At 43.8% G+C, this 24,808-nt stretch carries 28 protein-coding genes, 1 pseudogene and 2 riboswitches; of the genes and pseudogenes, 23 read left to right on the plus strand and 6 right to left on the minus strand.

From position 1 onward, the window contains the following. Positions 1–192 precede the first annotated feature (192 nt). The 10 genes from CHH48_RS15560 to CHH48_RS15605 all read left to right on the plus strand — a co-directional run bounded on the left by CHH48_RS15560 (position 193) and on the right by CHH48_RS15605 (position 11,597). Positions 193–495 (plus strand): hypothetical protein, encoded by a 303-nt coding sequence (locus CHH48_RS15560; protein WP_095220072.1) that lies wholly within the window; start codon positions 193–195, stop codon positions 493–495. Between the two features lie 239 nt (positions 496–734). Beyond that, positions 735–779, plus strand: a riboswitch (PreQ1 riboswitch). Between the two features lie 105 nt (positions 780–884). Beyond that, a complete protein-coding gene (gene queC / locus CHH48_RS15565; protein WP_095220073.1) occupies positions 885–1,544 on the plus strand; it encodes a 7-cyano-7-deazaguanine synthase QueC in 660 nt (219 codons plus the stop codon). Further along, positions 1,541–1,978, plus strand: coding sequence for a 6-carboxytetrahydropterin synthase QueD (gene queD / locus CHH48_RS15570; RefSeq protein WP_095220074.1), 438 nt, complete (start codon positions 1,541–1,543; stop codon positions 1,976–1,978). Before queC ends, queD begins: the two co-directional genes overlap by 4 nt. Next, entirely contained in the window at positions 1,968–2,699 is a 732-nt protein-coding gene (queE, locus tag CHH48_RS15575; RefSeq protein ID WP_095220075.1) for a 7-carboxy-7-deazaguanine synthase QueE, read from the plus strand. Before queD ends, queE begins: the two co-directional genes overlap by 11 nt. 186 nt (positions 2,700–2,885) lie before the next feature. After that, a complete protein-coding gene (locus tag CHH48_RS15580; protein WP_095220076.1) occupies positions 2,886–4,145 on the plus strand; it encodes an argininosuccinate synthase in 1,260 nt (419 codons plus the stop codon). Further along, entirely contained in the window at positions 4,142–5,557 is a 1,416-nt protein-coding gene (argH, locus tag CHH48_RS15585) for an argininosuccinate lyase (RefSeq protein ID WP_095220077.1), read from the plus strand. The genes CHH48_RS15580 and argH overlap by 4 nt, the downstream gene beginning before the upstream one ends. Before the next feature lie 89 nt (positions 5,558–5,646). Next, entirely contained in the window at positions 5,647–6,732 is a 1,086-nt protein-coding gene (locus tag CHH48_RS15590) for a carbamoyl phosphate synthase small subunit (RefSeq protein ID WP_095220078.1), read from the plus strand. After that, on the plus strand, positions 6,725–9,928 hold the full coding sequence (gene carB / locus CHH48_RS15595) for a carbamoyl-phosphate synthase (glutamine-hydrolyzing) large subunit (protein WP_095220079.1): 3,204 nt from the start codon (positions 6,725–6,727) through the stop codon (positions 9,926–9,928). Before CHH48_RS15590 ends, carB begins: the two co-directional genes overlap by 8 nt. Next, entirely contained in the window at positions 9,925–10,875 is a 951-nt protein-coding gene (argF, locus tag CHH48_RS15600) for an ornithine carbamoyltransferase (RefSeq protein ID WP_095220080.1), read from the plus strand. Before carB ends, argF begins: the two co-directional genes overlap by 4 nt. A 149-nt stretch (positions 10,876–11,024) precedes the next feature. Then, on the plus strand, positions 11,025–11,597 hold the full coding sequence (locus tag CHH48_RS15605) for a VanZ family protein (protein ID WP_095220081.1): 573 nt from the start codon (positions 11,025–11,027) through the stop codon (positions 11,595–11,597). Here CHH48_RS15605 and CHH48_RS15610 read toward each other — a convergent pair whose 3' ends face one another. Both CHH48_RS15610 and CHH48_RS15615 read right to left on the minus strand, forming a co-directional pair. After that, the gene (locus tag CHH48_RS15610; protein WP_095220082.1) at positions 11,598–12,866 is read right to left on the minus strand and encodes an MFS transporter; all 1,269 of its coding nucleotides are present in this window, start codon (positions 12,864–12,866) and stop codon (positions 11,598–11,600) included. 2 nt (positions 12,867–12,868) lie between these two features. Then, the gene (locus CHH48_RS15615; RefSeq protein WP_095220083.1) at positions 12,869–13,489 is read right to left on the minus strand and encodes an ArsR/SmtB family transcription factor; all 621 of its coding nucleotides are present in this window, start codon (positions 13,487–13,489) and stop codon (positions 12,869–12,871) included. 155 nt (positions 13,490–13,644) lie between these two features. Continuing rightward, positions 13,645–13,785: riboswitch (FMN riboswitch) on the plus strand. A 334-nt stretch (positions 13,786–14,119) separates the two neighbouring features. Between CHH48_RS15615 and ribE the strand changes: the two genes are divergently transcribed. The 8 genes and pseudogenes from ribE to CHH48_RS15655 all read left to right on the plus strand — a co-directional run bounded on the left by ribE (position 14,120) and on the right by CHH48_RS15655 (position 18,903). Next, positions 14,120–14,767: a riboflavin synthase gene (gene ribE / locus CHH48_RS15620; RefSeq protein ID WP_095220084.1), complete on the plus strand. Its 648-nt coding sequence runs from the start codon at positions 14,120–14,122 to the stop codon at positions 14,765–14,767. An 11-nt stretch (positions 14,768–14,778) separates the two neighbouring features. Next, positions 14,779–15,396 (plus strand): annotated as a pseudogene (ribB, locus tag CHH48_RS15625) (3,4-dihydroxy-2-butanone-4-phosphate synthase); the annotation flags it as partial. Positions 15,397–15,486: 90 nt separating this feature from the next. Then, entirely contained in the window at positions 15,487–15,951 is a 465-nt protein-coding gene (ribH, locus tag CHH48_RS15630; protein ID WP_095220086.1) for a 6,7-dimethyl-8-ribityllumazine synthase, read from the plus strand. 73 nt (positions 15,952–16,024) lie between these two features. After that, positions 16,025–16,852, plus strand: coding sequence for an alpha/beta fold hydrolase (locus CHH48_RS15635; protein WP_176466472.1), 828 nt, complete (start codon positions 16,025–16,027; stop codon positions 16,850–16,852). Next, positions 16,849–17,394 (plus strand): DNA topology modulation protein FlaR, encoded by a 546-nt coding sequence (locus tag CHH48_RS15640; protein WP_095220088.1) that lies wholly within the window; start codon positions 16,849–16,851, stop codon positions 17,392–17,394. The genes CHH48_RS15635 and CHH48_RS15640 overlap by 4 nt, the downstream gene beginning before the upstream one ends. Positions 17,395–17,534: 140 nt before the next feature. After that, positions 17,535–17,831: a PadR family transcriptional regulator gene (locus CHH48_RS15645; protein ID WP_255212179.1), complete on the plus strand. Its 297-nt coding sequence runs from the start codon at positions 17,535–17,537 to the stop codon at positions 17,829–17,831. After that, positions 17,831–18,280: a permease prefix domain 1-containing protein gene (locus CHH48_RS15650; RefSeq protein ID WP_095220089.1), complete on the plus strand. Its 450-nt coding sequence runs from the start codon at positions 17,831–17,833 to the stop codon at positions 18,278–18,280. The genes CHH48_RS15645 and CHH48_RS15650 overlap by 1 nt, the downstream gene beginning before the upstream one ends. Continuing rightward, complete coding sequence (locus CHH48_RS15655; RefSeq protein WP_095220090.1) at positions 18,277–18,903, plus strand: hypothetical protein; 627 nt, start codon at positions 18,277–18,279, stop codon at positions 18,901–18,903. The genes CHH48_RS15650 and CHH48_RS15655 overlap by 4 nt, the downstream gene beginning before the upstream one ends. A gap of 29 nt (positions 18,904–18,932) precedes the next feature. On the opposite strand, the gene CHH48_RS15660 is transcribed toward CHH48_RS15655, so the two are convergent. Next, positions 18,933–19,703 (minus strand): SDR family NAD(P)-dependent oxidoreductase, encoded by a 771-nt coding sequence (locus CHH48_RS15660; protein ID WP_095220091.1) that lies wholly within the window; start codon positions 19,701–19,703, stop codon positions 18,933–18,935. 172 nt (positions 19,704–19,875) lie between these two features. On the opposite strand from CHH48_RS15660, the gene CHH48_RS15665 reads away from it, so the two are divergent. Then, positions 19,876–20,079 carry a hypothetical protein gene (locus tag CHH48_RS15665; RefSeq protein WP_095220092.1) on the plus strand — a complete coding sequence of 68 codons (204 nt, stop codon included), beginning with the start codon at positions 19,876–19,878 and terminating at the stop codon, positions 20,077–20,079. 62 nt (positions 20,080–20,141) lie between these two features. Here CHH48_RS15665 and CHH48_RS15670 read toward each other — a convergent pair whose 3' ends face one another. After that, on the minus strand, positions 20,142–20,630 hold the full coding sequence (locus tag CHH48_RS15670) for a glutathione peroxidase (RefSeq protein WP_095220093.1): 489 nt from the start codon (positions 20,628–20,630) through the stop codon (positions 20,142–20,144). Positions 20,631–20,734: 104 nt separating this feature from the next. Between CHH48_RS15670 and CHH48_RS15675 the strand changes: the two genes are divergently transcribed. Further along, positions 20,735–21,103, plus strand: coding sequence for a VOC family protein (locus CHH48_RS15675; protein WP_095220094.1), 369 nt, complete (start codon positions 20,735–20,737; stop codon positions 21,101–21,103). A 27-nt stretch (positions 21,104–21,130) separates the two neighbouring features. On the opposite strand, the gene trhO is transcribed toward CHH48_RS15675, so the two are convergent. Together trhO and corA are read right to left on the minus strand one after the other, a co-directional pair. Then, entirely contained in the window at positions 21,131–22,093 is a 963-nt protein-coding gene (gene trhO, locus CHH48_RS15680; protein WP_095220095.1) for an oxygen-dependent tRNA uridine(34) hydroxylase TrhO, read from the minus strand. A 114-nt stretch (positions 22,094–22,207) separates the two neighbouring features. Continuing rightward, positions 22,208–23,176, minus strand: a complete 969-nt coding sequence (corA, locus tag CHH48_RS15685; protein ID WP_095220096.1) for a magnesium/cobalt transporter CorA — start codon at positions 23,174–23,176, stop codon at positions 22,208–22,210. 462 nt (positions 23,177–23,638) lie between these two features. Here corA and CHH48_RS15690 point away from each other — a divergent pair, with 462 nt between their 5' ends. The 3 genes from CHH48_RS15690 (at position 23,639) to CHH48_RS15700 (ending at position 24,800) form a co-directional block, all read left to right on the plus strand. Continuing rightward, positions 23,639–23,836, plus strand: a complete 198-nt coding sequence (locus CHH48_RS15690) for a cold shock domain-containing protein (RefSeq protein ID WP_038558067.1) — start codon at positions 23,639–23,641, stop codon at positions 23,834–23,836. An 81-nt stretch (positions 23,837–23,917) separates the two neighbouring features. Further along, positions 23,918–24,223, plus strand: coding sequence for a hypothetical protein (locus CHH48_RS15695; RefSeq protein ID WP_095220097.1), 306 nt, complete (start codon positions 23,918–23,920; stop codon positions 24,221–24,223). Position 24,224: 1 nt separating this feature from the next. Beyond that, the gene (locus CHH48_RS15700) at positions 24,225–24,800 is read left to right on the plus strand and encodes a xanthine phosphoribosyltransferase (protein WP_095220098.1); all 576 of its coding nucleotides are present in this window, start codon (positions 24,225–24,227) and stop codon (positions 24,798–24,800) included. Positions 24,801–24,808 lie beyond the last annotated feature (8 nt).

The raw sequence follows: 24,808 nt of genomic DNA on the forward strand, positions 1-24,808 counted from the left end.
CTCGTAGTCTGGATTTCTTTTTTTATTCTAAAATTACTGTTTCAAGAAGATTATTGCAGCAAGTGGTTAGTAATTTTACTTCTCGAGTTAACATATCGATGAATATCTAGTATAATGTGGAATTTTAAGATAATATTGTAATTTAGAGATTTTATTAAGAGTAATGTCACGATATTTGAAAGGTGTAATAGCATGATTGAAATCAAGCGAGAGCGGAGTCTAACGGATATGTTAAGGAATTATAATGTGATAATAGACGGCAAAAAAGTTGGAACTATCGGTCCTAGAGATACCTTTAATTTCTCTATTGCTCCTGGTAAACACACAATTCACCTAGAGATTGATTGGTGCAGAAGTAAAAAAATTGAGTTTAAGGCACGTGAAAATGAAATAATAAGATTTAATTGCGCAGGATTAAGAGGAATTAAATTTCTCTTTGTAATGTGGTTTATAACTTTTGCTCGCAATAAATATTTATCGTTAAACTTAAAATGAAGAATCTACACTAGCGTAGGTGGAATGCGGAGACTCCAGCGGGAACAGCGCGAGTCCGAAGACCCCACAGCGGCGGTTTTACCGCGAGGAGGCTGAGGCCGTGCCCGCGGAAAGCGAAGAATTCCGCCGCAGCGACGTACTGGAGCAGTTCTATGTAATATACCATCCTTTTCCCATATGCATTTGTACCTAACTGTGATACAATGAACTACAGAATAGAATAAAAAATCCAGGCCATCCTGGGAGAGGTTCTAGCACAACCCTCTATAAAAAACTAAGGAACTATATCCTTGGGTATAGTCTTTTTTATTTTTTTATGGATAATTGGCAGCCTCTTCCTATTGGGAGAGGCTTTTTTATTGGATTGTCTGGAAAAAAGGAGAAACGTAATGAAGAAGGGTAAAGCCATCGTCGTATTCAGCGGCGGCCAAGATAGTACAACTTGTTTGTTTTGGGCAATGGAGCAGTTTGAAGAAGTGGAAGCTGTTACGTTCAACTATAATCAGCGCCACAGTTTGGAAATCGAGGTAGCCGAACAAATAGCGAAAGAACAAGGCATCAGACATCACGTATTGGATATGTCTTTATTGAATCAACTTGCACCAAACGCATTGACCCGAGACGATATCGAAATTGAACAGCAAGAAGGGGAACTGCCGTCCACATTCGTACCGGGGCGTAATCTAGTATTTCTATCCTTTGCAGCGATCTTGGCGCATCAAGTAGGTGCGAAGCATCTTGTGACTGGTGTTTGTGAAACAGACTTCAGTGGCTATCCAGATTGCCGGGATATCTTTGTGAAATCATTGAATGTATCTCTCAATCTATCAATGGATAAAGATTTTGTCATCCATACACCGCTTATGTGGCTGGATAAAGCAGAAACATGGGAATTGGCAGATCAGCTAGGTCAGCTTAATTATGTAAAAGAAAAAACACTTACTTGCTACAACGGCATCGTTGCCGAAGGCTGCGGAGAGTGCCCGGCTTGTAAGCTGCGCCAAAACGGACTTGATCAATATGAAGCGAAAAAGGCGGCACAAGTATGATACAGCAAATTTATCCGCAAGTGCAGCATGACTATAGCTATGAATTGAATAAGGATCTGCATTTCGCTGCAGCACACAGTATCCAGCATCCGGATGCCGGTAAATGTCAGCAAGTGCATGGCCATACGTATTTTGCCAATGTTACGATTGCCGGGGATGAATTGGATGATAGTGGATTTTTATTCAATTTCTCCACAATCAAAGCATTGATTCATAAGAAATTTGACCACACCTTATTAAATGACCATGCAGACGTATTCGGGGAAGACGATTTTCCGACGACAGAAGTGATGGCACGTAAAATATATGAATTGATTCAACAAGAGCTGGATCAGCTGCCTCATCAGCCGAAGTGCCTGCAAGTCTTCTTGCGTGAGACGCCGACCAGCTATTGCGTATATCGACCAAAGCGAGGAACAGAGAATGGCAAGTAAATTTCCGGTTTTAGAAGTATTCGGTCCTACCGTACAAGGAGAAGGCATGGTTGTCGGACAAAAGACGATGTTCGTACGTACAGCAGGCTGCGACTATAGCTGCAGCTGGTGTGATTCCGCCTTTACATGGGATGGATCAGCCAAGGATGACATTAAGCAATTGACTGCCGAAGAGATATGGAATCAATTGGAGGAAGTAGGCGGAGATCGTTTCCGTCACGTGACTATTTCTGGAGGAAACCCTGCATTACTTAAGAATCTAGGAGAGTTCACAGAGCTTCTGAAAAAGAAAGAAGTGAAAGTAGCTTTGGAGACTCAGGGAAGCCGGTATCAGCCGTGGTTCCTGGAAATAGACGATCTCACTATATCTCCTAAACCGCCAAGCTCGTTGATGAAGACCGATTTTCATCGTCTTGATGAGATAATTAACAATCTGAGAGAAGCAGGGCGCCTAATGCATGTGAGCCTGAAGGTTGTTATATTCGACGAAGAAGACTTGCGTTATGCAACGAATGTTCATAAACGTTATCCAGATGTGAGTTTTTATGTACAAGTCGGTAATCATGATACAGCTACTTTGGATGATGCAGCATTGAAGGATGCATTGCTGTCTAAGTATGAATGGCTGATTGACCAGGTATCAGCTTCCAATGAGCTGAATCATGTGCGTGTCCTGCCGCAGCTTCATACACTTGTATGGGGAAATAAACGCGGTGTATAAACGAAAAGACGAGTTTTTAGACTCGTCTTTTTTTATGCCTAAAAGTGGGCAGGCACCTTCTATTCTTTAGATTAATAGTATACCAAGTCGTTAAATTAATAAAAAATGCTTGAATTTATATTAATAATAATGCATAATAATTCACATAAATAAATCGATCATTCAGCACGGAGAGGGAGATTCATAATGGCAAAAGATAAAATCGTACTCGCATACTCTGGTGGTTTAGATACTTCTGTAGCAATCAAATGGCTGCAGGATAAATATAATTATGATGTCATCGCAGTTGGTTTGGATGTCGGTGAAGGCAAGGACTTGGATTTCGTTCAGGAGAAGGCACTTCAAGTTGGAGCTATTAAATCTTATACAGTGGACGCAAAAGCTGCATATGCAGAGGAATATGTGCTTCCAGCTTTGAAAGCGAATCTGCTTTATGAAGGGAAGTATCCGCTAGTTTCTGCACTTAGCCGTCCTTTGATCGCGAAGGTACTAGTAGATATTGCAAAAGAAGAAGGAGCTGTGGCAGTAGCACATGGCTGTACTGGTAAAGGAAATGATCAAGTACGTTTTGACGTGAGCTTCACAGCGTTGGACCCGGATTTGAAAATTGTTGCTCCTGTCCGTGAATGGGCAATGAGCCGTGATGAAGAGATTGAATATGCGGAAAAGCACGGTATACCGGTTCCAGTTGGGAAAGAGAGCCCATACAGTGTCGATCAGAATCTATGGGGACGTTCCAATGAGTGCGGTATTTTAGAAGATCCATGGGAGCAGCCGCCAAGTGATGCTTTTGGACTGACAGTTGATCCGGAAAATGCACCAGATGAAGCGCAGATCGTGACAATTACATTCGAAAAAGGAAAACCAGTCGCGCTTGATGGAGAAGCTTATCCATTGGATGCACTGATCCTGAAATTGAACGAAGTTGCAGGTAAGCATGGTGTCGGACGTATTGATCATGTGGAAAATAGATTGGTAGGAATCAAATCTCGTGAAATCTATGAATGCCCGGCAGCAGTAACGCTTATTGCGGCGCATCAGGAATTGGAAGCTTTGACGATGACACGTGAAATTTCTCAATTCAAACCGATTGTGGAGCAAAAACTTGCACAGACAATTTATGATGGTCTATGGTATTCTCCACTAACAAAAGCGCTGCAAGCATTCATTGAGGAAACGCAGCAGACAGTCTCCGGTAATGTCAAAGTGAAGCTGTACAAAGGACATGCACTTGTTGTCGGCAGAGAATCTGCTGAATCTCTATACAGCTTTGATCTGGCAACATACAAACCAGAAGATAAATTCGATCATGATGCAGCACTCGGTTTCATCCAGCTTTGGGGTCTGCCAACAAAGGTTCAGGCAGAAGTTGCCCGCAAGCTGACAGTACAAACGGAGGCCCCATCGCTGCTTAAAATTGATAAAAAAGAAGCTGTGAAACAATGAAGCTCTGGGGAGGAAGATTCACGAAGCCGACCAATGAATTAGTAGACGCCTACACTTCCTCCATCGGCTTTGATCAGAAACTTGCTAAATACGATGTTCAAGGCAGCCTGGCGCATGTAGCAATGCTCGGCAAATGCGGCATCATCGAACAAGATGAAGCAGAAACTATTGCTGATGGATTAAAGCATGTTCTGAACAAAATCCAGGCAGGAGAGGCAACGCTCTCGCAGGCAGATGAAGACATTCATATGAATGTGGAACGATTATTGATTGAGCAAATCGGTCCTGTAGGGGGGAAGCTGCATACTGGCAGAAGCCGTAATGACCAGGTAGCATTGGATATGCGTCTGTATTTACGGGAAGCAATTGTAGAAATTATCGGGCTGCTTGGTGCTGTTCAGACAGCGCTGACAGAACAGGCAAAACAGCATCTGGATACAATTCTTCCTGGCTATACGCACTTGCAGCGGGCTCAGCCGGTGCTGTTCGGCCATCATCTTATGGCATATGCATATATGCTGCAGCGTGATGTGGAGCGGCTTCAGGATAGCTGGAAGCGTGTGAACAAAATGCCGCTTGGAGCAGGTGCCTTAGCTGGTACGACTTTCCCGATTGATCGGCATTTCGTAGCAGAGCAGCTGCATTTTGATGCTATCACCGAAAATAGCCTGGACAGTGTAAGTGACCGTGATTTCGTAGTGGAGTTCCTGTCTGCTGCGAGTCTGATCAGCATGCACCTTTCACGGCTTTCGGAGGAATTGGTTCAATGGTCTAGCGCAGAGTTCAACTTCATAGAATTGGATGATGCATTTTCTACAGGCAGCAGCATGATGCCGCAGAAGAAGAACCCTGATGTAGCGGAGCTTGTCCGCGGTAAATCCGGCCGTGTCTTCGGACATTTGATGGGGATGCTGACAACTCTGAAAGGATTGCCTCTTGCTTACAATAAAGATATGCAGGAAGACAAAGAAGGCATGTTCGATACGGTTGATACATTGAAGGGTGCACTTGGTCTTTTCGCACCGATGATCGAGACGATGCATGTGAAGCAGGATAATATGTATCAAGCTGTTCGGAATGATTTCTCGAATGCAACAGATTTAGCTGACTATCTTGTAGCAAAAGGGATGGCGTTTCGGGAATCGCATGCTGTTGTCGGGCAGACAGTGCTGTATAGTATCGAGCAGGGGAAATATTTGCTGGATCTTGGACTTGAAGAGCTTCAGCAGTTTTCTAATCTGATAGAAGAAGATATCTACGAAGCACTTGCGCCGGAGACGGTCGTTGCAGCCAGGAATATCCCTGGTGGTACGGCGAGAGTTCGGGTTCAAGAGCAAGTAGATGATATAGAAGCCTTGCTGGAAACGAATAGACAGTGGACAGAAGAGCAGGCTGCTAAACTGGAGGGGTGAGCAGCTGCTCACCTTTCTTTTGTTATTGATGTATATTTATGAGTTTCGAAGAATAAAGATAAAGTTCGTTTCGGAAAGGAGCAGCATGAATGGAAGAGACAAAGGGTTATTTGATGCTCAGTACAGGAGATATTTTGGAAGGTGTCTGGCTGGGGGGAAAAACGGAATCAGATGGGGAAATGGTTTTCAATACAGCAATGACAGGCTATCAGGAAGTTATGACTGATCCTTCCTATGCCGGCCAGATAGTTACGATGACGTACCCAATGATCGGAAACTATGGTTTCAATACGCATGATAAGGAAAGTCATACACCTTCTATTCATGGGCTTGTTATTTCAACTCCATGTGAAACACCGGCTCATTACCAAGCAACCCAGACATTGCAGGATATTGCCAATGAGCATAACTTTCCGATTCTGGCGCAGGTGGATACACGGAAACTGACGAAAATCATCCGTAAGCATGGGGACGTTTATGGAAAGATGACCAAAACACCAGGAGCTGTTCCGGAGAAAGCGAAAGTATCTGAAAAGATTGTAGAAAGTGTATCGGTGAAAAAGGCGCAGTTCCACCCGGCAGAAGGTCAGTCGGCAGCTCATGTGGCCATCATTGATTACGGCTATAAGCATTCGATTCGGGATATGCTGCTAGATAATAAATGTGACGTTACAGTCTTTCCATTTGATACGACTCTTGAAGAGCTGAGAAATGCAAAAGTGGATGGTGTGCTGCTGTCGAATGGTCCTGGAGATCCGAAATCCCTGGAATATTTAGCCCGCGAAATCAAACGGATAGCAGAATATTACCCAACTTTAGGAATTTGTCTTGGGCATCAGCTTTTGGCACTTGCATTCGGCGGTAATACAATGCGGCTGCCTTATGGGCATAGAGGGAGCAATCATCCGGTCCAGCATTTGCCTAGCGGAAAGGTATCGATTACTTCCCAAAACCATGGTTATGTCGTCGACGAAGCTTCTATTTCTCAGTCCCGGTGGAATATCCTTTACAGTAATGTGAATGATGGATCGGTAGAAGGGCTGCAGCATTGCTCAAAACCGATTATGAGCGTTCAATTCCATCCAGAGGCACATCCCGGACCGAGCGATACGTATGATGTGTTCGAACAATTTTTGAATTCGGTACGTAATAGAGGAGTGACAGCATATGCCTAAGCAAGCTCACATCAAGAAAGTCCTTGTTATCGGTTCTGGCCCGATCGTAATAGGGCAAGCAGCAGAATTTGATTATGCGGGCACACAAGCATGCCTTGCCTTAAAAGAAGAAGGCGTAGAGGTCATCCTCGTCAATAATAACCCTGCGACAATTATGACGGATCAGGCATTTGCCGATCAGGTGTATTTGGAGCCGCTCACCTGTGAATCCTTGACCAATATCATTGAAAAAGAAAGACCGGATGGCCTGCTGCCTACTTTAGGCGGCCAGACCGGCCTTAACCTGGCGGTAAGCTTGGATCAGGCAGGCGTATTGGAAAAATACAGCGTTACATTGCTAGGTACGCCGCTTGATGCAATCCAGCGCGGAGAAGATCGGGAGCTATTCAAGCAGATGATGCAGGATATCAATGAGCCTGTCCCGGAAAGTCTTCCGATTACTTCAATTGAGGAAGCAAAAGCTTTTGCAGAGAGTACAGGATTTCCAATCATCATCCGTCCTGCCTATACATTAGGCGGAGCTGGAGGAGGAATCGCAAACGACCTGCCGGAACTGCTGCGTTATGTAAAGAGCGGAACGCAGGCAAGCCCGATAAATCAGGTGCTTATCGAGCAGAGTGTGAAGGGCTGGAAGGAAATTGAGTACGAAGTGATGCGGGATGCCAATGATACATGCATCATCGTCTGCAATATGGAAAATATCGACCCTGTCGGAATACATACAGGAGACAGTATCGTTGTCGCACCTTCCCAAACACTGACAGACAGGCAGTATCAAATGCTCCGGACTGTATCATGTAAAGTCATCCGTGAGCTAGGTGTCATTGGAGGCTGTAATATCCAGTTCGCGCTAAATCCGCATAGTGATGAGTATGTCATCATCGAGGTGAACCCTCGGGTAAGCCGTTCCAGTGCTTTAGCTTCCAAGGCGACAGGCTATCCGATTGCTCGTATTGCTGCAAAGCTAGCACTTGGCTACCATCTGCATGAGGTGCCGAACCCGATTACAGGAGATACATTTGCCAGCTTCGAGCCTGCTATCGACTATGTAGCTGTGAAAATACCGCGCTGGCCATTTGATAAGTTCACGCAGGCTGATCGTCTGCTTGGAACACAAATGAAAGCAACAGGCGAAGTTATGGCGCTTTCCCGTAACCTGCCAGCCGGTCTGCATAAAGCGATCCGTTCCTTGGAAATCGGCTTGGAGGAATTCCGTTTGCCATCCGCTGAAGCATGGACTGATGCTGAACTGGAACAAGGACTTAAAGCTGCAGATGATCGCAGACTGTTTCTGCTTGCTGAAGCACTGCGCCGGGGAGTCTCAATCGAGACGTTGCATGACTGGACAGAGATTACTACATTCTTCCTTCATGAGATGAAGCGGATTATCGATGTTGAGCAAGAGTTAAAAGAAGGCGGCTGGCAGCCGGATGAGGCACTTCTCCGAAAAGCAAAGACTCTTGGGTTCAGCAATGTTGCCCTTGCCGGAGTCCTCAATCAGCCTTTAGCAGCAGTGGAAGGATTAATTAAGGAGCAGGAAATCAAGCCTTCCTACAAGATGGTTGATACATGTGCAGCTGAATTCTCTGCGCAAACTCCATATTTCTATTCCAGCTGGCAGGAAGAAGATGAGGTCGAAGCCTTATCTGCAGCAAATAAGAAAGTAGTGGTGCTCGGTTCTGGTCCAATACGGATAGGGCAAGGTGTGGAATTCGATTTCTGCTCTGTACAATCGGCTTTATCTTTGAGAGAGCAAGGTATTCAATCTATTGTTATTAACAATAATCCCGAAACTGTCAGTACGGATTTCAATACAGCTGATCATCTGTATTTCGAGCCTCTCACAAAAGAAGATGTGCTGCACATTATTGAAAAAGAACAAGCAGACGAGGTGCTCGTTCAGTTCGGAGGGCAGACAGCGATTAATTTAGCGGCAGATTTGGAGGAAGCAGGTGTAACAATTGCTGGAACGAGTACATCTTCCATAGATAGCGTAGAGAATAGAGAAGCCTTCTATGATTTGCTGCATAAGCTGAACATCCCGCATATTCCGGGCACGACTGTGATGGATACCGCTTCCTTGCATGACGAAGCCCGCAGAATCGGTTATCCGATTCTGATTCGCCCATCTTATGTGATTGGTGGTCAAGGGATGGTCATCTTGCATTCAGAAGATGCGCTGGAATCTTATTTAGAAGCGCTTCAGCAGCAGATTCACACATCACGCCTGTTTCCGCTGCTTCTTGATAAATATGTCCCTGGCATGGAGGTAGAGGTAGATGTTGTTTGTGATGGTGCTGACATCCTTATCCCCGGTATCTATGAACATATCGAACCAGCTGGAATCCATAGCGGCGACAGTACAGCAATTTTCCCTGCACCTAGCTTGAGTGAATCAGAGAAAGATATGATTGTCAGCTATGCTAGTCAAATCTCAGATTCTCTTAACGTGAAAGGCATCATGAACATTCAGTTTGTCTTTAGTGAAGACCGTAACATTTTATATGTCTTGGAGGTTAACCCGCGCGCGTCCCGTACCGTTCCTATTTCCAGTAAAGTGACGGGAATCCCATTGGTAGACTTAGCTACCAGAATACAGATGGGAGAAGCTTTGCAGGATTCTGGTTATCCACTCGGCCTGCAAAAAGAAATACCGTTTTATGCGGTTAAGCTGCCTGTCTTTTCTACTACTAAATTGGCAGGTATTGACCCGCTTCTTGGACCGGATATGCAATCGACGGGAGAGGCAATTGGATTAGGAAAGACGGTTACGGAGGCATTGAATAAGGCATTTGGCTGGAAGGAAAATACACTCCGGTCTTTGACAAATGATGCCCAAGTCCTTTTAGATGTAGAATCCTCCGATTTGGACGGTCTGGAGGAATTACTTGAACAGCTGCAAGCGCATGTTGTACTGACAGAGCAGACTGCAGCACTTCTTCCTGATAGTGGTTCATTCAAGGTCGTTTCCTATGAAGAAGCTATCCTTTTGATTGAAGATCAAAAGATGACAGCTGTATGCAGTACGAGAAAAGGGTTCCAAGGTATTCGCGAATCGGCATGGAAGACAGAAACACCGTGTATGACAAGTTTGTCGACGATGCAAAGCTACTGGTTGGTTAGTCAGGAAAAATTCTCTGACAGTCTATCGATGTCGGATTACTTGGAGCAAACGGAAAAGGAGCATGTGCAATGAAACAGACGATAGAACAGCAATCCCTGGCAGGCAAAAGCCTATTATCACTGCAGGATTTGACGAAGGAAGAAATTCTGTATGTGCTGGATCTGGCTGCCGAGTTGAAAAAACAGAATAAAAAAGGCGAGTTGATTCAGCCGCTGGCAGGGAAAACCTTAGGAATGATTTTTGAAAAGTCATCGACACGGACGCGTGTTTCTTTTGAAACAGGTATTTATCAGCTTGGTGGTATGGGGCTTTACTTGAATTCCAAAGATTTGCAGCTTGGTCGGGGCGAACCGGTTGCCGACACAGCGAAGGTTCTATCTGGTTATCTGGATGCTATCATGATTCGTGCCAATTCCCATAAGATGGTGGAAGAACTGGCAGCGCATGCTACTATCCCGGTGATCAATGGCTTAACCGATTTGTTCCATCCATGTCAGGCTCTGGCTGATTTGCAGACGATCTTGGAGTATAAAGGAACATTGGATGGCGTGAAGCTAGCTTATATCGGTGATGCTAACAATGTTGCTAATAGTTTAATGATTGCAGCAGCGAAAACAGGGATGCAAATTCGAATTGCATCTCCTGCTGGATATCAGCCGCTGACTGAAATCGTTGAAAAAGCGAGAGAAATCAGCGATGATCCAGATTTTCTTCTTATTACAGAGAGTCCGGAAGAAGTTGCCGCAGGTGCAGATGTACTTTATACAGATGTCTGGACGAGTATGGGGCAGGAGGAAGAGGCACAGGCTAGACTGACAGCTTTCCAGGGATTCCAAGTGAACGAAACGCTAATGGATTCTGCTGCGTCAGATGCTATCTTCCTGCACTGTCTGCCGGCACATCGGGGTGAAGAAGTGGCTGCAGCTGTTATTGATGGTCCGCAATCGGCAGTATTCCAGGAGGCTGAAAACCGCCTGCATGCCCAAAAAGCACTTATGCTTGCTGTTATGGGGAAATAAAAGGGAATGAAAAGAGACCGTCTGAAAAAAAGGCGGTTTCTTTTCTTTATCTATGCGTTCACAAGGCTTGGAAAATCATGTAGACTAAAGAGTATATGTCCACTTACTCTACGTAAGGGACTTCTAGGATACAGGAGAGAATAATTACTATGTTAACTTACGTAGCGCCAGCTATATTCCTGGCGTTTGTCTATTTATTGTCTATTATTCCGTTTCATCAGACGGTTGGTATTACTAAGAAACAACATTTATTGATGGCATCCTTCGCTATCTATGTGATTGCTGTCATCTGCCTTACATTTTTCCCATTGCCTGTGGATCAAAACCTTATCGAAGAAAATCAGCAGCTGGAAACAAGCTACCGCTGGAACACATCGCCGCTCACTTCCATTATGCAAATTTGGCACACAACACAAATCGATGGCTTCGGATATGGACTTGCCCTGAAAAATCTAGGCGGTAACATCCTTTTATTCGTGCCGCTCGGCTTTTATCTGCCTTTGCTCATTCGCCGGACCAGGTCGTTCTTTATCGTGGTTCTCTGCGGATTTGTATTCAGTACAGCAGTTGAGTCGACGCAAGGGCTGCTTAATTATTTTGTAGGCTATAATTACCGCTCTGTCGATATCGATGACGTTATCCTGAATGTATTGGGAGCTATGCTGGGCTATGCATTTTACTGGATTGCTCTGCGTCCACTATTGAAAAGGGGCAAGCTATAATCAGCTTGTTTCCTGCTGGGAATAATCCTTGAATCCGAGTGTCTCAGGTGATAAGGATGCGACTGGTCCCAATGAACGTAATTTCGGATGCAATAGCCACGTGATGGATAGCAAACTGACGCCAATGCCAGCGGCACAGAACACCCAAGTGACGGGCATTAATGTGGCGGCATAGCCTCCTGCCAAAGAACCTATCGGCATCGCTATGGTGCTGAAGCTTGCACTTGCGCTGGTAACCCGACCGATTAATGATGCGGGAAGTAAGGTTTGTATTAGTGTTGCAAAAGTGACATTGATACATCCAATCGGCACCCATGAAAGTCCGAACAATAAGATACTCAGCCAAGTCCATGGAACGAAGGCAGCAACTGCCCAGCTTGCGGAACCCAGAAGGACGGTAAAGATCGTTGCTTTCCCAATAGGGAGCTTGCTGAAAGAAGTCGCTAATAATGCACCTATCAATGCACCGCAGGACATGGCTGCCAAATACAATCCATATACAGCTGCCCCTTGCCGATGGTCTGCAAATGCTGGCATCACCGCCATTGCTGCGCCGATGGCTACATTACATAGGACTGCGCCCATTAATGTCGCTGCCATAATAGTCGAAAATAAAATAGACAGTCCTTCTTTTAAATCTGTGAAGTAGGAGTGTAATGCTGTGCGAGCACTGCTGGAAGTTTCGGTCTGTGCTTTTTGATGTGGGATTCTAAGGAAGCTGAACAAAAGAAAAGCTATACAAAAGGTGAGTGAGTCAATGATGAATAAAAGAGTTGCACCGAAGATGGCGATCATAACACCGGCAATTGCATTAAAAATCAAATCGACACCTTGGTAAGCTAAGGAGAAGAGTGCATTACCAGCAGGAAGTTCTTCTTTTTTTAAAACAAGCGGCAATGCTTTGGTTTCTGTGGGGTAGGCAAAAGCGTCTATGCTAGTTAGAATCGGCATTATGACAAGCACCAGTGTGACCGATAGAAAATCCATCCAGGCTGCGATGGGGATGATAAGAATAAGCACAGCTTGTAATGCTTGTGTCCATAATAATGTGGCGCGAATCGGCCAGCGGTCAACTAACGGGCCAATCAGAAATTGCAATACATTTGGAATTTGCGTCAAAAAGCCGGCCAAACCGGAATAAAACGCACTGCCGCTCAAGTCATAAACAAGCCACATTGCGGCAATGAAGTATATGCTATCACCGATATTTGTTACGATTCGCCCCGAGAAAAGCAAGCCATAATTGCGCTGTTTAAGTATAGCGAACATTTTCAGTCCTCCTCATCCATCTCTACGTGATCAAATGACGGTGTGTCAATTTCGAAACCGTAGGCGGAAAAATGATACAGCCTACCATTAGGATCATCTTCAGCTGCCTCACTTCTTTCCCGCAGTTTCTCCATCAAACCGAATAAACCCTGAATAAATTCCTGGAAGTCTGCCTCGGTGGCGCTGATTTCCCATATGCTGCCGACTTTATCCCAATCTTTCGGATCAGTGGAACCGGCCGCTTTTGCAAAGGATGATTCTGGTGCAGTTAGGATCGCTGATTTTGTCTTATTTGCCATTTGTACATATAGTTGTCTTGTCGATTCACTGAGTTCTTCCGCGTAAGGCAGCAAATCTTCTGATGGGAAAAAGCCTCTGGCCGCAGCTCGATAGAATTTCTGTACAATGCCATTTTTCTCTTCGGTGCGTATCACTTCGATCAAACCGTTTTTCTCGAGCTCTTTCAAGTGATAGTGAATCTTCGGTCTGCTTGTTTCCAGCAAGACAGCAAGCTGCTGACCAGTATAAGAGGTTTCAACTAGCTTCATGATCATCTCCGCGCGCAGCGGATCACTAATTGCTTTTAGCTGCTCAAAGGTTGTTAATGCCATTGCCTGTTTCATTTGATTTCCTCCTCGGTTAACAATTCTTGAACGGTCAGATTTATTTTACGGCTTAAGTTTATAATTAGTTCCACATATTGTCAATCCAATTTTCAGACTTTTTTCCTGCTGTACAACGACATAAAAAATATGTTAAGGTGGTAGCAATCGAATAGGTTTTCTCTTGGGGCAGGGTGAAATTCCCGACCGGCGGTGATAGGCAGCTTAGCTGTCTTCAGTCCGTGACCCGTTATTATAACGGTGGATTTGGTGAGATTCCAAAGCCGACAGTATAGTCTGGATGGGAAAGAGGAAACGGCGTGCTATCCACATGCCAAAAGCAGCTATTTCGTCAATGAACGATAGCTTGTTTCGCTATACTTTTAAAGCCAAAGCCCCAGAATCCAATATTCTGGGGCTTTTTATATGAAGTTAGCGCTATGAAGGAGCAAATTGGCAGCAACCAGCTTGCACCTTATTCGAGTCATAATTTTTATTAAGAATTTTGATAAAAGAGATTCTAGAAAGTTACATCCCCGATTAACCGTCACACAGCCCCGAGGCGGTAATATTCCCATTCGTAAAGCATGACAAAGCATAAGATAACTTCTTGTTTCCTTGAGAAGCTCTTAGAAGTAAAGGAGGAGAAAAGTGTTTACTGGAATTATTCAGGAAGTAGGCAGCATGATTGACGTGAAAAGACAGGATAAGGCGATGCAACTAACAATTGCCAGTGAAAAACTGACGAAAGATATGCACGTTGGAGATAGTATTTCTGTTAACGGTGTCTGTCTTACAGTTACTAGCTTTACTCCACATACTTTTCAGGTAGATGTTATGCCGGAAACGTTTCACTACAGTTCCTTGTCCAATTTGCAAAGTTCCGAAGCTGTGAATCTGGAGCCTGCACTGCAGCCTAATGGAAGATTGGGCGGCCATTTTGTGAGTGGTCATGTAGATACGACAGGATCTATCTTATCAATACGAGATGAGTCAAATGCTCGTTATATTGACATTGCTGTAACAAAAGGACTGCAGTACTTGATGTCCAAAGGCTCCATTTCGGTTGATGGTGTTTCGTTAACTGTGTTTGAAGTTCGGGAAGATACATTTACTATTTCGCTTATTCCGGAAACGAGGAAAGCGACAATCTTAGGCGATAAAAAGGCTGGAGATTTAGTGAATATCGAATTTGACCAGCTTGCCAAATACATGGAACGGCTGCTGGATCACCGAAAAAGCCCACAGCCTTCAGGCATTACGACAGAGACATTAGCACAGCACGGATTCCTGGATTAGGAGGAAATTGAATGAAGACGACAATAGATAATGCCATAGAATACCTGAAAAATGGTAAGCCGATCATTGTCACAGACGATGAAGCAAGAGAGAACGAAGGAGATTTGCTGGCTCTAGCGGCGTATGCAAGCCCCGATACAGTGAATTTCATGGCTTCTGTCGGAAAAGGTCTGATCTGTGCGCCTATTTCCCGGGAAATTGCCGAAAGATTAGATTTGCCCCCGATGGTAGCTAATAATACTGATCCACATGGGACAGCTTTTACTGTAAGTGTTGATCATATCGATTCTACCACTGGTATAAGTGCATTCGAGCGAGCACATACAATCGCGAAACTAGCAGATACCACGAGCATTGCATCTGACTTCCAGCGTCCGGGACATATATTCCCTCTAATTGCCCAGCAAAATGGTGTGCTAGAGCGTCCTGGACATACGGAAGCCGCGGTTGACCTGGCTAGGTTGGCCGAGAGCGCAGAAGCTGGCTATATATGCGAAATCATGAATGAGGACGGCACAATGGCACGTATGCCGGAACTCGAGAAACTAGCAAAAATGCACGAACTGCCAATCATCACGATTGCTGATTTGATTACGTATAGACAACTGCATGAGGTTAAGGTAGAGAAATAGAAAGCGAAAATTGCGCCAGAACTGCTAGCGAAATAAGCATCACCTAATAAAGAGGACTAATTGTCCGATATACAAAGGAGTAATCATATGGTTAACGTATTAGAAGGAAATGTAGTAGGATCTGATTTGAAGATTGGGATTGTTGTAGGAAGATTTAATGAATTCATCACAAGCAAGCTATTGAGCGGCGCGATTGATACGTTAAAGCGTCACGGTGTCGATGAAGCGAAGGTAGATGTAGCGTGGGTACCTGGCGCATTTGAAATACCTCTTGTTGCTGACAAACTTGCTGAAAGCAAAAAATACGATGCTGTCATTACATTAGGCACAGTTATCAAAGGCTCTACACCTCACTTTGATTATGTGAGCAATGAAGTGGCAAAAGGAGTAGCAAGTGCTGCCAGTAAGGCTGGTATCCCGATTATCTTTGGAGTACTGACAACTAATACAATCGAACAAGCAATTGAGCGTGCAGGTACGAAAGCAGGCAACAAAGGCGCAGAAGCAGCGGTTTCTGCGATTGAAATGGCTAATTTACTAAAACAAATCTAAGCAAAGGAGCAGAGGGTGACCTCTGCTTCTTTTTATTTAGAAAATAATGTATATTTGTGTTGGGGGTGCTTGCATGAAAATACACTATGAAATAACAGGGGATATAACTAAACCAACATTATTACTGATCCATGGTCTGGGGTGGACACAGAAAATTTGGAATGAGGTGCAAGAAGCACTAAAAGAAGATCTCCAACTGATACTGATAGATTTGCCAGGGCATGGTGAAAGTGAAGCTACTAATGAATATGATTTGGAAGTAATAGCTGATATGATTCATCGAGAAATTGCACTTATACCAGTTAGTAATCTTTATGTAGCAGGTAGTTCATTAGGAGCTGCGGTAGCGCTGGCTTATGGAAGAAAGTATAACGCGAATGGAGTCATACTAATTGATGGAGGCTTTACTGCTTTGAACCGGATAGAAGGGCTTCATGCAGAAGATATGATTTATAATCCTCTGCCCGCTTATGCATTTGAAAGCATGGATGCCTACTTCCGATTTATGAGAAGTGATAATCCTGACTTATGGAATGATTACATAGCCACAGCAGTCGCCGATCAGTTGTTTCTAGATCCAAAAGAGGGAGTATACAAACAGAAGGCTTCATCAGCTATACAGCAAAAGTACTTGGAGTCACTATATTACTTCGATCCATTAGATGCGCTTGGGCGACTATCAGATACAAAAAAGATCACGGTAATGGTTGCTTTACATGAACAGCAGCAGAAAGCTGATGTAGAGGAAGACTTATTAGCATTTTACAATGTACATAGGAATACAGATATCCTTTATTATGAGGATACCGACCATTTAATCATGCTCGATAAACCAAAAAGATTTATAGAAGATGTAAAGCGCATTATCCACAATGGCAAAAGTTCTGGTATTGCTGATTGAGCAACAATAAATTACCCCGGAAAATACATATTATTGGTTCTGTTGGCAGTGGAAAAACGACTCTAGCCAAAGAAATATCTAAGCTATTAGGTGCTTCCCATCACGAGCTCGATAACGTAGTTTGGAAGCGTTCTTTGGAGGGAGACACCCGCCGCTCTGATAAGGAGAAGATGGAGTTCATAAAAGATATCATCGATTCGGATGCCTGGATTATCGAGGGTGTCCATACAGATGATTGGATAGAAGACAGCCTTCTGAATGCAGAATTGATTATTTTGCTGGATCCGTCATATGGGATAAGAAATATCCGGATTATCAAACGATTTCTGCGCCAAAAATTAAAAATGGAGATGGCTAATTACAGGCCTTCCATTCGTATTTTTCTGAGAATGTTCAAGTGGAATCGTTATTTTGAGCGTACGGTTAAGCCATTTATCTTTGACAGGTTCTCAGCATACGGTCATAAGATAATCATTGCAGAAAGTAAATTAGATGTAATCGAATATTTGTCCTTTATAGAAAGGAAGTTTGAAGCAGGTTAATAGCCTGTTTTTTTATTTTTGGTAAAAAGATGCAGAAATTACTTTGACACGCAGAGTAATGTGTTTTATGATTACTTTATCAGATAGAGTAATTGTGAAAGAAGGGATAGCACATTCGGAGTGATACAATTCGAGGACATTTGGATTCCATTATCCTTCGTCTGCTGATGGACGGGGATAAGTATGGTTACCAGATATCGAAAGACATAGCAGCTTGGACGCACGAAGCATTTCAAATCAAGGAAGCGACGCTTTATGCGGTTTTCCAGCGACTGGAACGCCGAGAATTAATTGAGTCTTATCAGGGAGAAAAATCGCATGGAGGCAAGCGTAAATATTATACGATTACGACGCTTGGGAAGGCGTATTTTCATGAAGCGGCGAAAGAGTGGAAAGAAGCGAAACAATTAATCGATGTATTTATGGAGGGTGTTTGATGCAAAAGATTGATACGTATGTAGAAGAACAGTTTGCTGATTTGCCGGAAACGGAACAAGTTGTGGCTTTGAAGGAAGAGATAAAGGATTCGATGGAAGAGAAGGCTGCGGATTTCATGCTGGAGGGAAAAGCGGAAGAGGATGCAGTCAACAAGGCGATCGTTGATTTCGGGAATTTAGCAGAAATCAAGAGGGAGTTCCAGCTTCAGAATGCACCGCAAGAAACGTCAGGTAAAAAGAAGAAGCAGAAAGAGGATATGAGCACATTGAATCTTGGGTTTTCAATCTGTGGAAGCGGATTGATTATTGCCTTGCTTGTTTTTGTTAACATGTATTATACACCACAAGAGATTTGGTTTGTCTTCCCAACATTCGCCATCCTTTGGTGGCCCGTAAGTATGGCTTTCGTCTGGCTAAAGGTTAGGAAAAGAAAGGTGATGCAGCGATGAAGCCATGGAGATTGTTCCTTGCATTTATGCTGCTCAGTCTAGGTGGATTTTCCGTTTATATTAACTTGATGACCACACCAGAGGAGATTTGGTATACGTATAGTTTAGGTGTCAGTGTTATCGTTGCTTTACAGATTCTGTTCCCGAATCAATTGACTGTGGTAACGTGGCTGTCGGCAATTGTTGTGGGTGCAGTGCTGGTGAATGAAAATATGTCTGATTCACCTTCTACACCTTGGTATTTATACACATTAGGTGCCTTGGGGCTATGGGTGACTGCTGTTATGCTTCGAAGACATTTGGCGAATATGGGAGTAGCTCTTGTTGTCAGCTTGGCAATCTGTATATATTATTTCGGCCTGCATCAGTATTTTGGTCATGAAACACCTTGGTATGGCTTCGTTATCTTCGCGATGAGCTGGTGGCCGCTGTCTATCATAGGACATCGCAGCTCCAATTTATTCTTCAGTGTATTGGGCTTTGGTGCACTCAGTGTGTTCTTCCTGTTTGTGAATATAGCCTATTCGCCTTCGGTAATCTGGGCGATCTACCCTATTTTCGCCGCAGCATGGTGGCCGTTAGCAGCTTATTTTTACAGTTATCGCCGCCATATCAGTAACTAAAAAAAGACACCCTGAAGGGTGTCTTTTACTTATTTTGAATACATACTTTTGGTTATCTTGCCCAGCAGACTGCTTGGCATTAGTTTCATGAGTAGAACGGCTGCGTGGATGTTCGCAGATGGGAACACGACCCGTTTACCTTTTACGAATCCTAGAAATCCTTGTTTTGCAACATCCTCGGGTGCATCACGGAACGATGACATGATTTTGTCGTTGCCGGCACGTTTAAAGAACTCGGTCTGCGTAGGACCAGGGCAAAGTGCCGTAACTGTTACGCCACTATCTTTCAATTCCTCTGAAAGTGCTTCTGAATACCGCTGCACGAATGCTTTGGATGCGTGATATGCAGCCATATATGGCCCAGGCAGGAAGGCGGCCATGCTGGAAATATTCAATATCCCATTCGGTACATTCTTGAATGGGGAGTGAATGATATCATCGATGAACAGACGAGTCAGGTTTGCCAATGAAACCATATTCAGATGCAGCAGCTTTTGCTGGGTCTCAAAGCTCGTATCCTCGAATTTGCCGCTAAGTCCGAAGCCAGCATTATTCACAAGCACTTCAACAGTTTTTCCTTCATCACGAATCTTTTGATACAGTTCATATGCACTGTTAGGTACGGACAAATCATGAGGAATGACAGTCACATTCGAATCTTGCAGTTCTGTTTGCAGGGATAGGAGTTTATCCTTGGAACGCGCTACGATGATTAGATCATAGCCCGCTTTGGCGAACCATTTCGCTATATGGTAGCCAATTCCGCTGGAAGCTCCTGTAATTAGAGCAGTTGGTTTCATTGTGCTTCACCTCATTTTGACAATCTTTATAAATATGTACCCTGTTGCGGGGCGGAAGAAACGCTATATGCTTTTAGTATACCCTTTGCGCCGTTTGGTTACCAACTGGTTGCGAGGTTTTTCTTTACTTAAGAAAGGGAAAGGGCTTACAAAGGAAGAAGGAGGGAAACTGATGGTACAGAAAAACGGTGCGAGAGGCGACAAAGACAAACATGGCTTCTCTAAGGCTGAAAGTGAGAATCGGGAAAAGCAGCTTGAAAATAAACAGGATATGCTGGTAGACGATGTACCTGTGGATGAAGTAGAGCGAGATCTACAAGATGATCGACATAAACATCGGACAAAGCAAGCTTCCAATTCGGATCCGGAAGAATGAACCTGCATCAAGTGGATGCGGGTTTTTTTATGTAAAAGAAAAGCAGATGCGTCATGTAGACATCATCTGCTAGGCTGTTGGAGCAAATTTTCGATGGCGGGTTTCATATCCATTGGACTGGTCTTAGGCGCAAATCGCTCTACGACATTTCCATCCGCATCTACGAGAAACTTTGTGAAGTTCCATTTGATACTCTTGGAGAATAATCCGCCTGCCTGACTGGTCAAATGCTTGTAAAGTGGGTGAGCGTCTGGTCCATTCACTTTTACTTTATCGAACATTGGAAAGCTGACGCCGTAATTGCGCTGACATACAGCGGCAATTTCTTCACTGCTGCCGGGTTCTTGGTTCATAAATTGATTGCATGGAAAACCGAGTATCACGAGTCCATTGTCCTGATAATCTTTATACAGCTCCTGCAGTTGCTCCAACTGAGGTGCAAATCCGCATTTGCTTGCTGTATTTACGATGACGAGTACTTTTCCAGCGTAATCTTTTAAACTAACTTCTTTCCCGTCTATAGTAACAGCTGAATAATCGTATACTGTCATGTCGTTCTCCTCCTCTTGTCTGCATTTCCAATGTAGCACAAACAGTGAAGAAGAGATAACAATCAGCCCTTTAATGGTAGAATGTAGAAAAGGGGGTTGTTCCTATGGAGTTTTTCCTGAAGCGATTTGATCATGTGCAGCTTGCTTGTCCAAAGAGCAGCGAAGAGCAAGCAAGGGAGTTTTTCGTGGGTATTTTCGGTTTTGAAGAAATTGAGAAGCCAGCTAATTTACGAGCAAGAGGCGGTGTTTGGTTCACCTGTAACGATATCATCGTTCACATGGGTGTTGAGGAACCTTTTTCACCTGCACGGAAAGCCCATCCTGCTTTTGAAGTTGAAGGGCTGCTGTCTCTCAGACGTCATTTGGACGAACGCAATGTGGATTTCATTGATGATGCTGACCTGCCGGGTGCTGATCGAATTTATGTGAATGACCCTTTCGGCAACAGATTGGAATTCTTGGAATGGCATTAAAAAAAGAACCCCACTGGGGGGTTCTTTTTAGTTTGCTACTGTTTCGTTATCTAGTTTTGCAAGACGCGCTTCCACTTCTTCTTCAGTCAAGCCTTGTTCTGCAACGTACATGTTACGAGGAGAACGGCGGCAGCTGTCGGAACAACCGCGAAGATATTTGTGCTCATTTTCTTCAGAGCAGATAATCTGGCGGTTACAGGAAGGATCTGCACAATTAACATAACGTTCACAAGGCTGTCCATCGAAGTAATCTTTGGCAACGATAACGTGTTCTGTTTGGTTAATTGGTACGGAGATACGTGTATCGAACACGTACATGCGGCCGTCCCAAAGCTTGCCTTGTACTTCAGGATCTTTTCCGTAAGTGGCAATACCACCATGTAATTGACCGACGTCCTCAAAACCTTCGCGCACGAGCCAGCCGGAGAATTTCTCGCAACGGATACCGCCTGTGCAGTATGTCAGAACGCGTTTGCCTTCTAAAATATCTTTGTTTTCGCGGACCCAGTCTGGCAGATCGCGGAATGTTTCAATGTCAGGGCGGATTGCGCCGCGGAAGTGACCAAGATCAAATTCATAATCATTCCGTGCATCCAGAACGACAGTGTTCTCGTCCTGCATCGCTTCGTAAAATTCCTGCGGAGATAGGTAGTTACCTGTCATCTCGCGAGGGTCTATATCATCTTCAAGACGCAGCGTTACCAATTCAGGACGTGCGCGCACATGCATTTTTTTGAAAGCATGTTCATCCGCTTCGTCGATTTTGAAGACCATTTCTTCAAAACCTGGTTTCGCATGCATCATGTCCATATAAGCTTGTGTCTGTTCGATTGTTCCGGAGCAAGTACCATTGATACCTTCTTTTGCTACAAGGATACGGCCTTTAAGTCCGAGTTCCTTACATGCCTTTAGATGTTCTTGGGCAAAAACTTCCGGATCTTCAATATCTACATAGTTGTAATACAACAATACACGATAATCACTCATCATCTTTTTCCACCTGTCATTTATATTTGCAAGATACAAAATTAGGCGTTATGTCGTTATTTATACTCTTGCAATCAAATATTTTAACACGAAAAGAAGACCAGTACAAATGGAATTTTAAAACAGCTTGTTCTTGAAATAATGCCACATGCCGAAAGTAATCAAAACAAGAAGGACACTTACACCAGCTGTCGTCCATGGACTATCAGCATACGGTATTGGCAGATTCATCCCGAAGAAGCCTGTTACGAACGTAAGCGGAAGCATGACTGTCGAGATAATTGTCAGGACGTTCAGCTTCTCCGTAGATTTGGCACTGATAATGGAATAATACGTATCCAGTGCACTGTTTACCAAATCACGGAATGTTTCGGTAGAGTCGACAATACGTTCCAAGTGATCAATCAGATCCGTATAAAAGGGTACATTCTCTTCTTTAATATCGAATTTCCATTTGTTGTTCACATTCAGGAAAATCCGCCGCTGCGGCAGAATTACCCTTCTGATCAGAATAATCGTCCGTTTTAAGGCAAGGAATTCCTCCGTTACCTCTTTAACACCTTCACTGTACATTTCATCTTCCAGTTCCTCAATCCGGATTCCGATGCGATCCAAAACAGGAAAGTATTCATCTGTAATGCCATCTGCAAGTGCATACAGAAGGAAGTCTGCTCCTTGATTCATGAATCTGGAAGAACGCGAGCAGATGGCATCCATCTGTCCGAGCCAGCGAAGCTTATGCTTATGGATAGTCACTACATAATTCGGGCCCAAGAAAACATTTAGTTCCAGTGTGGTGATCTCATTGTCACTTTCCTCGTTGTAACGCAGGGCATGGAAGACGAAGAATTTGTATGCATCATAATCATCGACTTTAGCGCGAGGGCTGTCATGCAGGCAGTCTTCGATTGCTAGCGGGTGGAAGTCGAATATCCCCGCAATTTCATGCAATTCATGAGACTGTACATCATAGGCATCAATCCACAGGAGGTTGTCAGGGTCCTCCAAATGACGATTACTGTTTTTCAAAGAGATATTTGTATGCATCGTGTCAGTCTGATGATTATAAAGATACGTCTTAATCATAGTGCCACCCCTTCCGTTACGTTTATTCTTTCACAATGTTCGTAAGCTATAGTCACTATAAAAAAATGGGGTAAGAACTGTCAACAGGAATATTTCTTCTTAAAAGCGGGTATGAAAAAGAAATGCAGTGGTTAAACTGGAAGTGAATAAGCTTGTTTGTCGAATTCTGGAGCGAAAACCGTGACTATAGTCACGGGTATTTATACGTCTCTGTGTAAGCGTATTCTGCGAGTAATATCGTTAAAGAAAGCGTTTTTATAGGGCGTGCGACTCATTATGAACTATTTTTGGAAAAATAGTTGTAATTGACTTGCATTCTTATTCAAAAAAAGGTACTCTTAAGTAGCAAAAGGAAACGGTACGGTTGAATAATCTTTACGATCTCTTTCACAATAAGTGGTGTAAAGGTATAACGATTCAATACCTGTACTTTTGTACTTCTATTGTAAGGAGGTCATTTAAATGACTGGAAAAGTAAAATGGTTTAACGCAGACAAAGGTTTTGGTTTCATCGAAAGAGAGGACGGAGACGACGTATTCGTACACTTCTCTGCTATCCAATCTGAAGGTTTCAAAACTCTTGACGAAGGTCAAGAAGTTGAATTCGAAATCGTTGAAGGCAACCGCGGCCCACAAGCTGCTAACGTAACTCGTCTGTAATTTCATACAATGACGACAGAGGCGCATTCTGGAATTTTCCAGGATGCGTCTTTTATCATTTTTAAGGAGAGATGAGCGCTGATGAGTCAAGACGAGCTTTCAAGGAAGATCATTGAAAAATACCAAGAAGATGAACGGATGATGATCCGGATCTTTGCCCAATGGTGTACGAATCATAATCTTGATGCTGTTTCCTTATATGAACAAGCTTATCCGAACCAAGGAAAAAATGAAGCTCTTAAAGAAGCGTTGGAAGAAGTCCTTCCTAAAGAAGAAGCCTCTGATATCTCAGATGAGATGGTAGTGGAAGTGCTTCAGTTCTTTGGTAATGATGATTTGGCATTCGTTGCAGCATCTGTGGCAGAGGAACGAAGGGGGAAGCGATAAGATGGAACTGCTCCAAAAAGCAATTCAAGAAAGAGGAACGATTATCGGGGATACAATCGTCAAAGTAGATAGCTTTTTGAATCATGAAATGGACACGGCCCTTTTATATGAGATAGGCCAGGAGTTCCGTCGACAATTCCAGCACAAGCCTGTAACGAAAATCGTAACGATTGAGGCGGGTGGAATTGCTCCAGCGCTTATGGCTGGTCTTGCTTTCAACGTCCCCGTTGTTTATGCGAAAAAACAAAAGTCGCTGACAATGAAGGGTGATGTTTATATCGAGTCTGTCTATTCGTTCACAAAACAGGTACATTCAAATGTGACGATTTCAAAGGATAGATTATCGCCAGAAGATCACGTGTTGATTATCGATGATTTCCTTGCGAACGGCGAAGCAGCTGCTGGTTTAATTAGTATTCTTAATCAGGCGGGTGCCACGGTTGCTGGTATCGGGATTGTTATCGAGAAAAGCTTTCAAAGAGGAAGGTCGCGTCTGGAAGAACTAGGTATTGAAGTAGTATCCCTTGCTCGTATTGCACGTATTGGTGAAGGGAAAATAGAATTCTTGAATTCATAACTTGATAG

The organism is Terribacillus saccharophilus (genome assembly GCF_002272075.1).
Lineage (GTDB): Bacteria > Bacillota > Bacilli > Bacillales > Amphibacillaceae > Terribacillus > Terribacillus saccharophilus_A.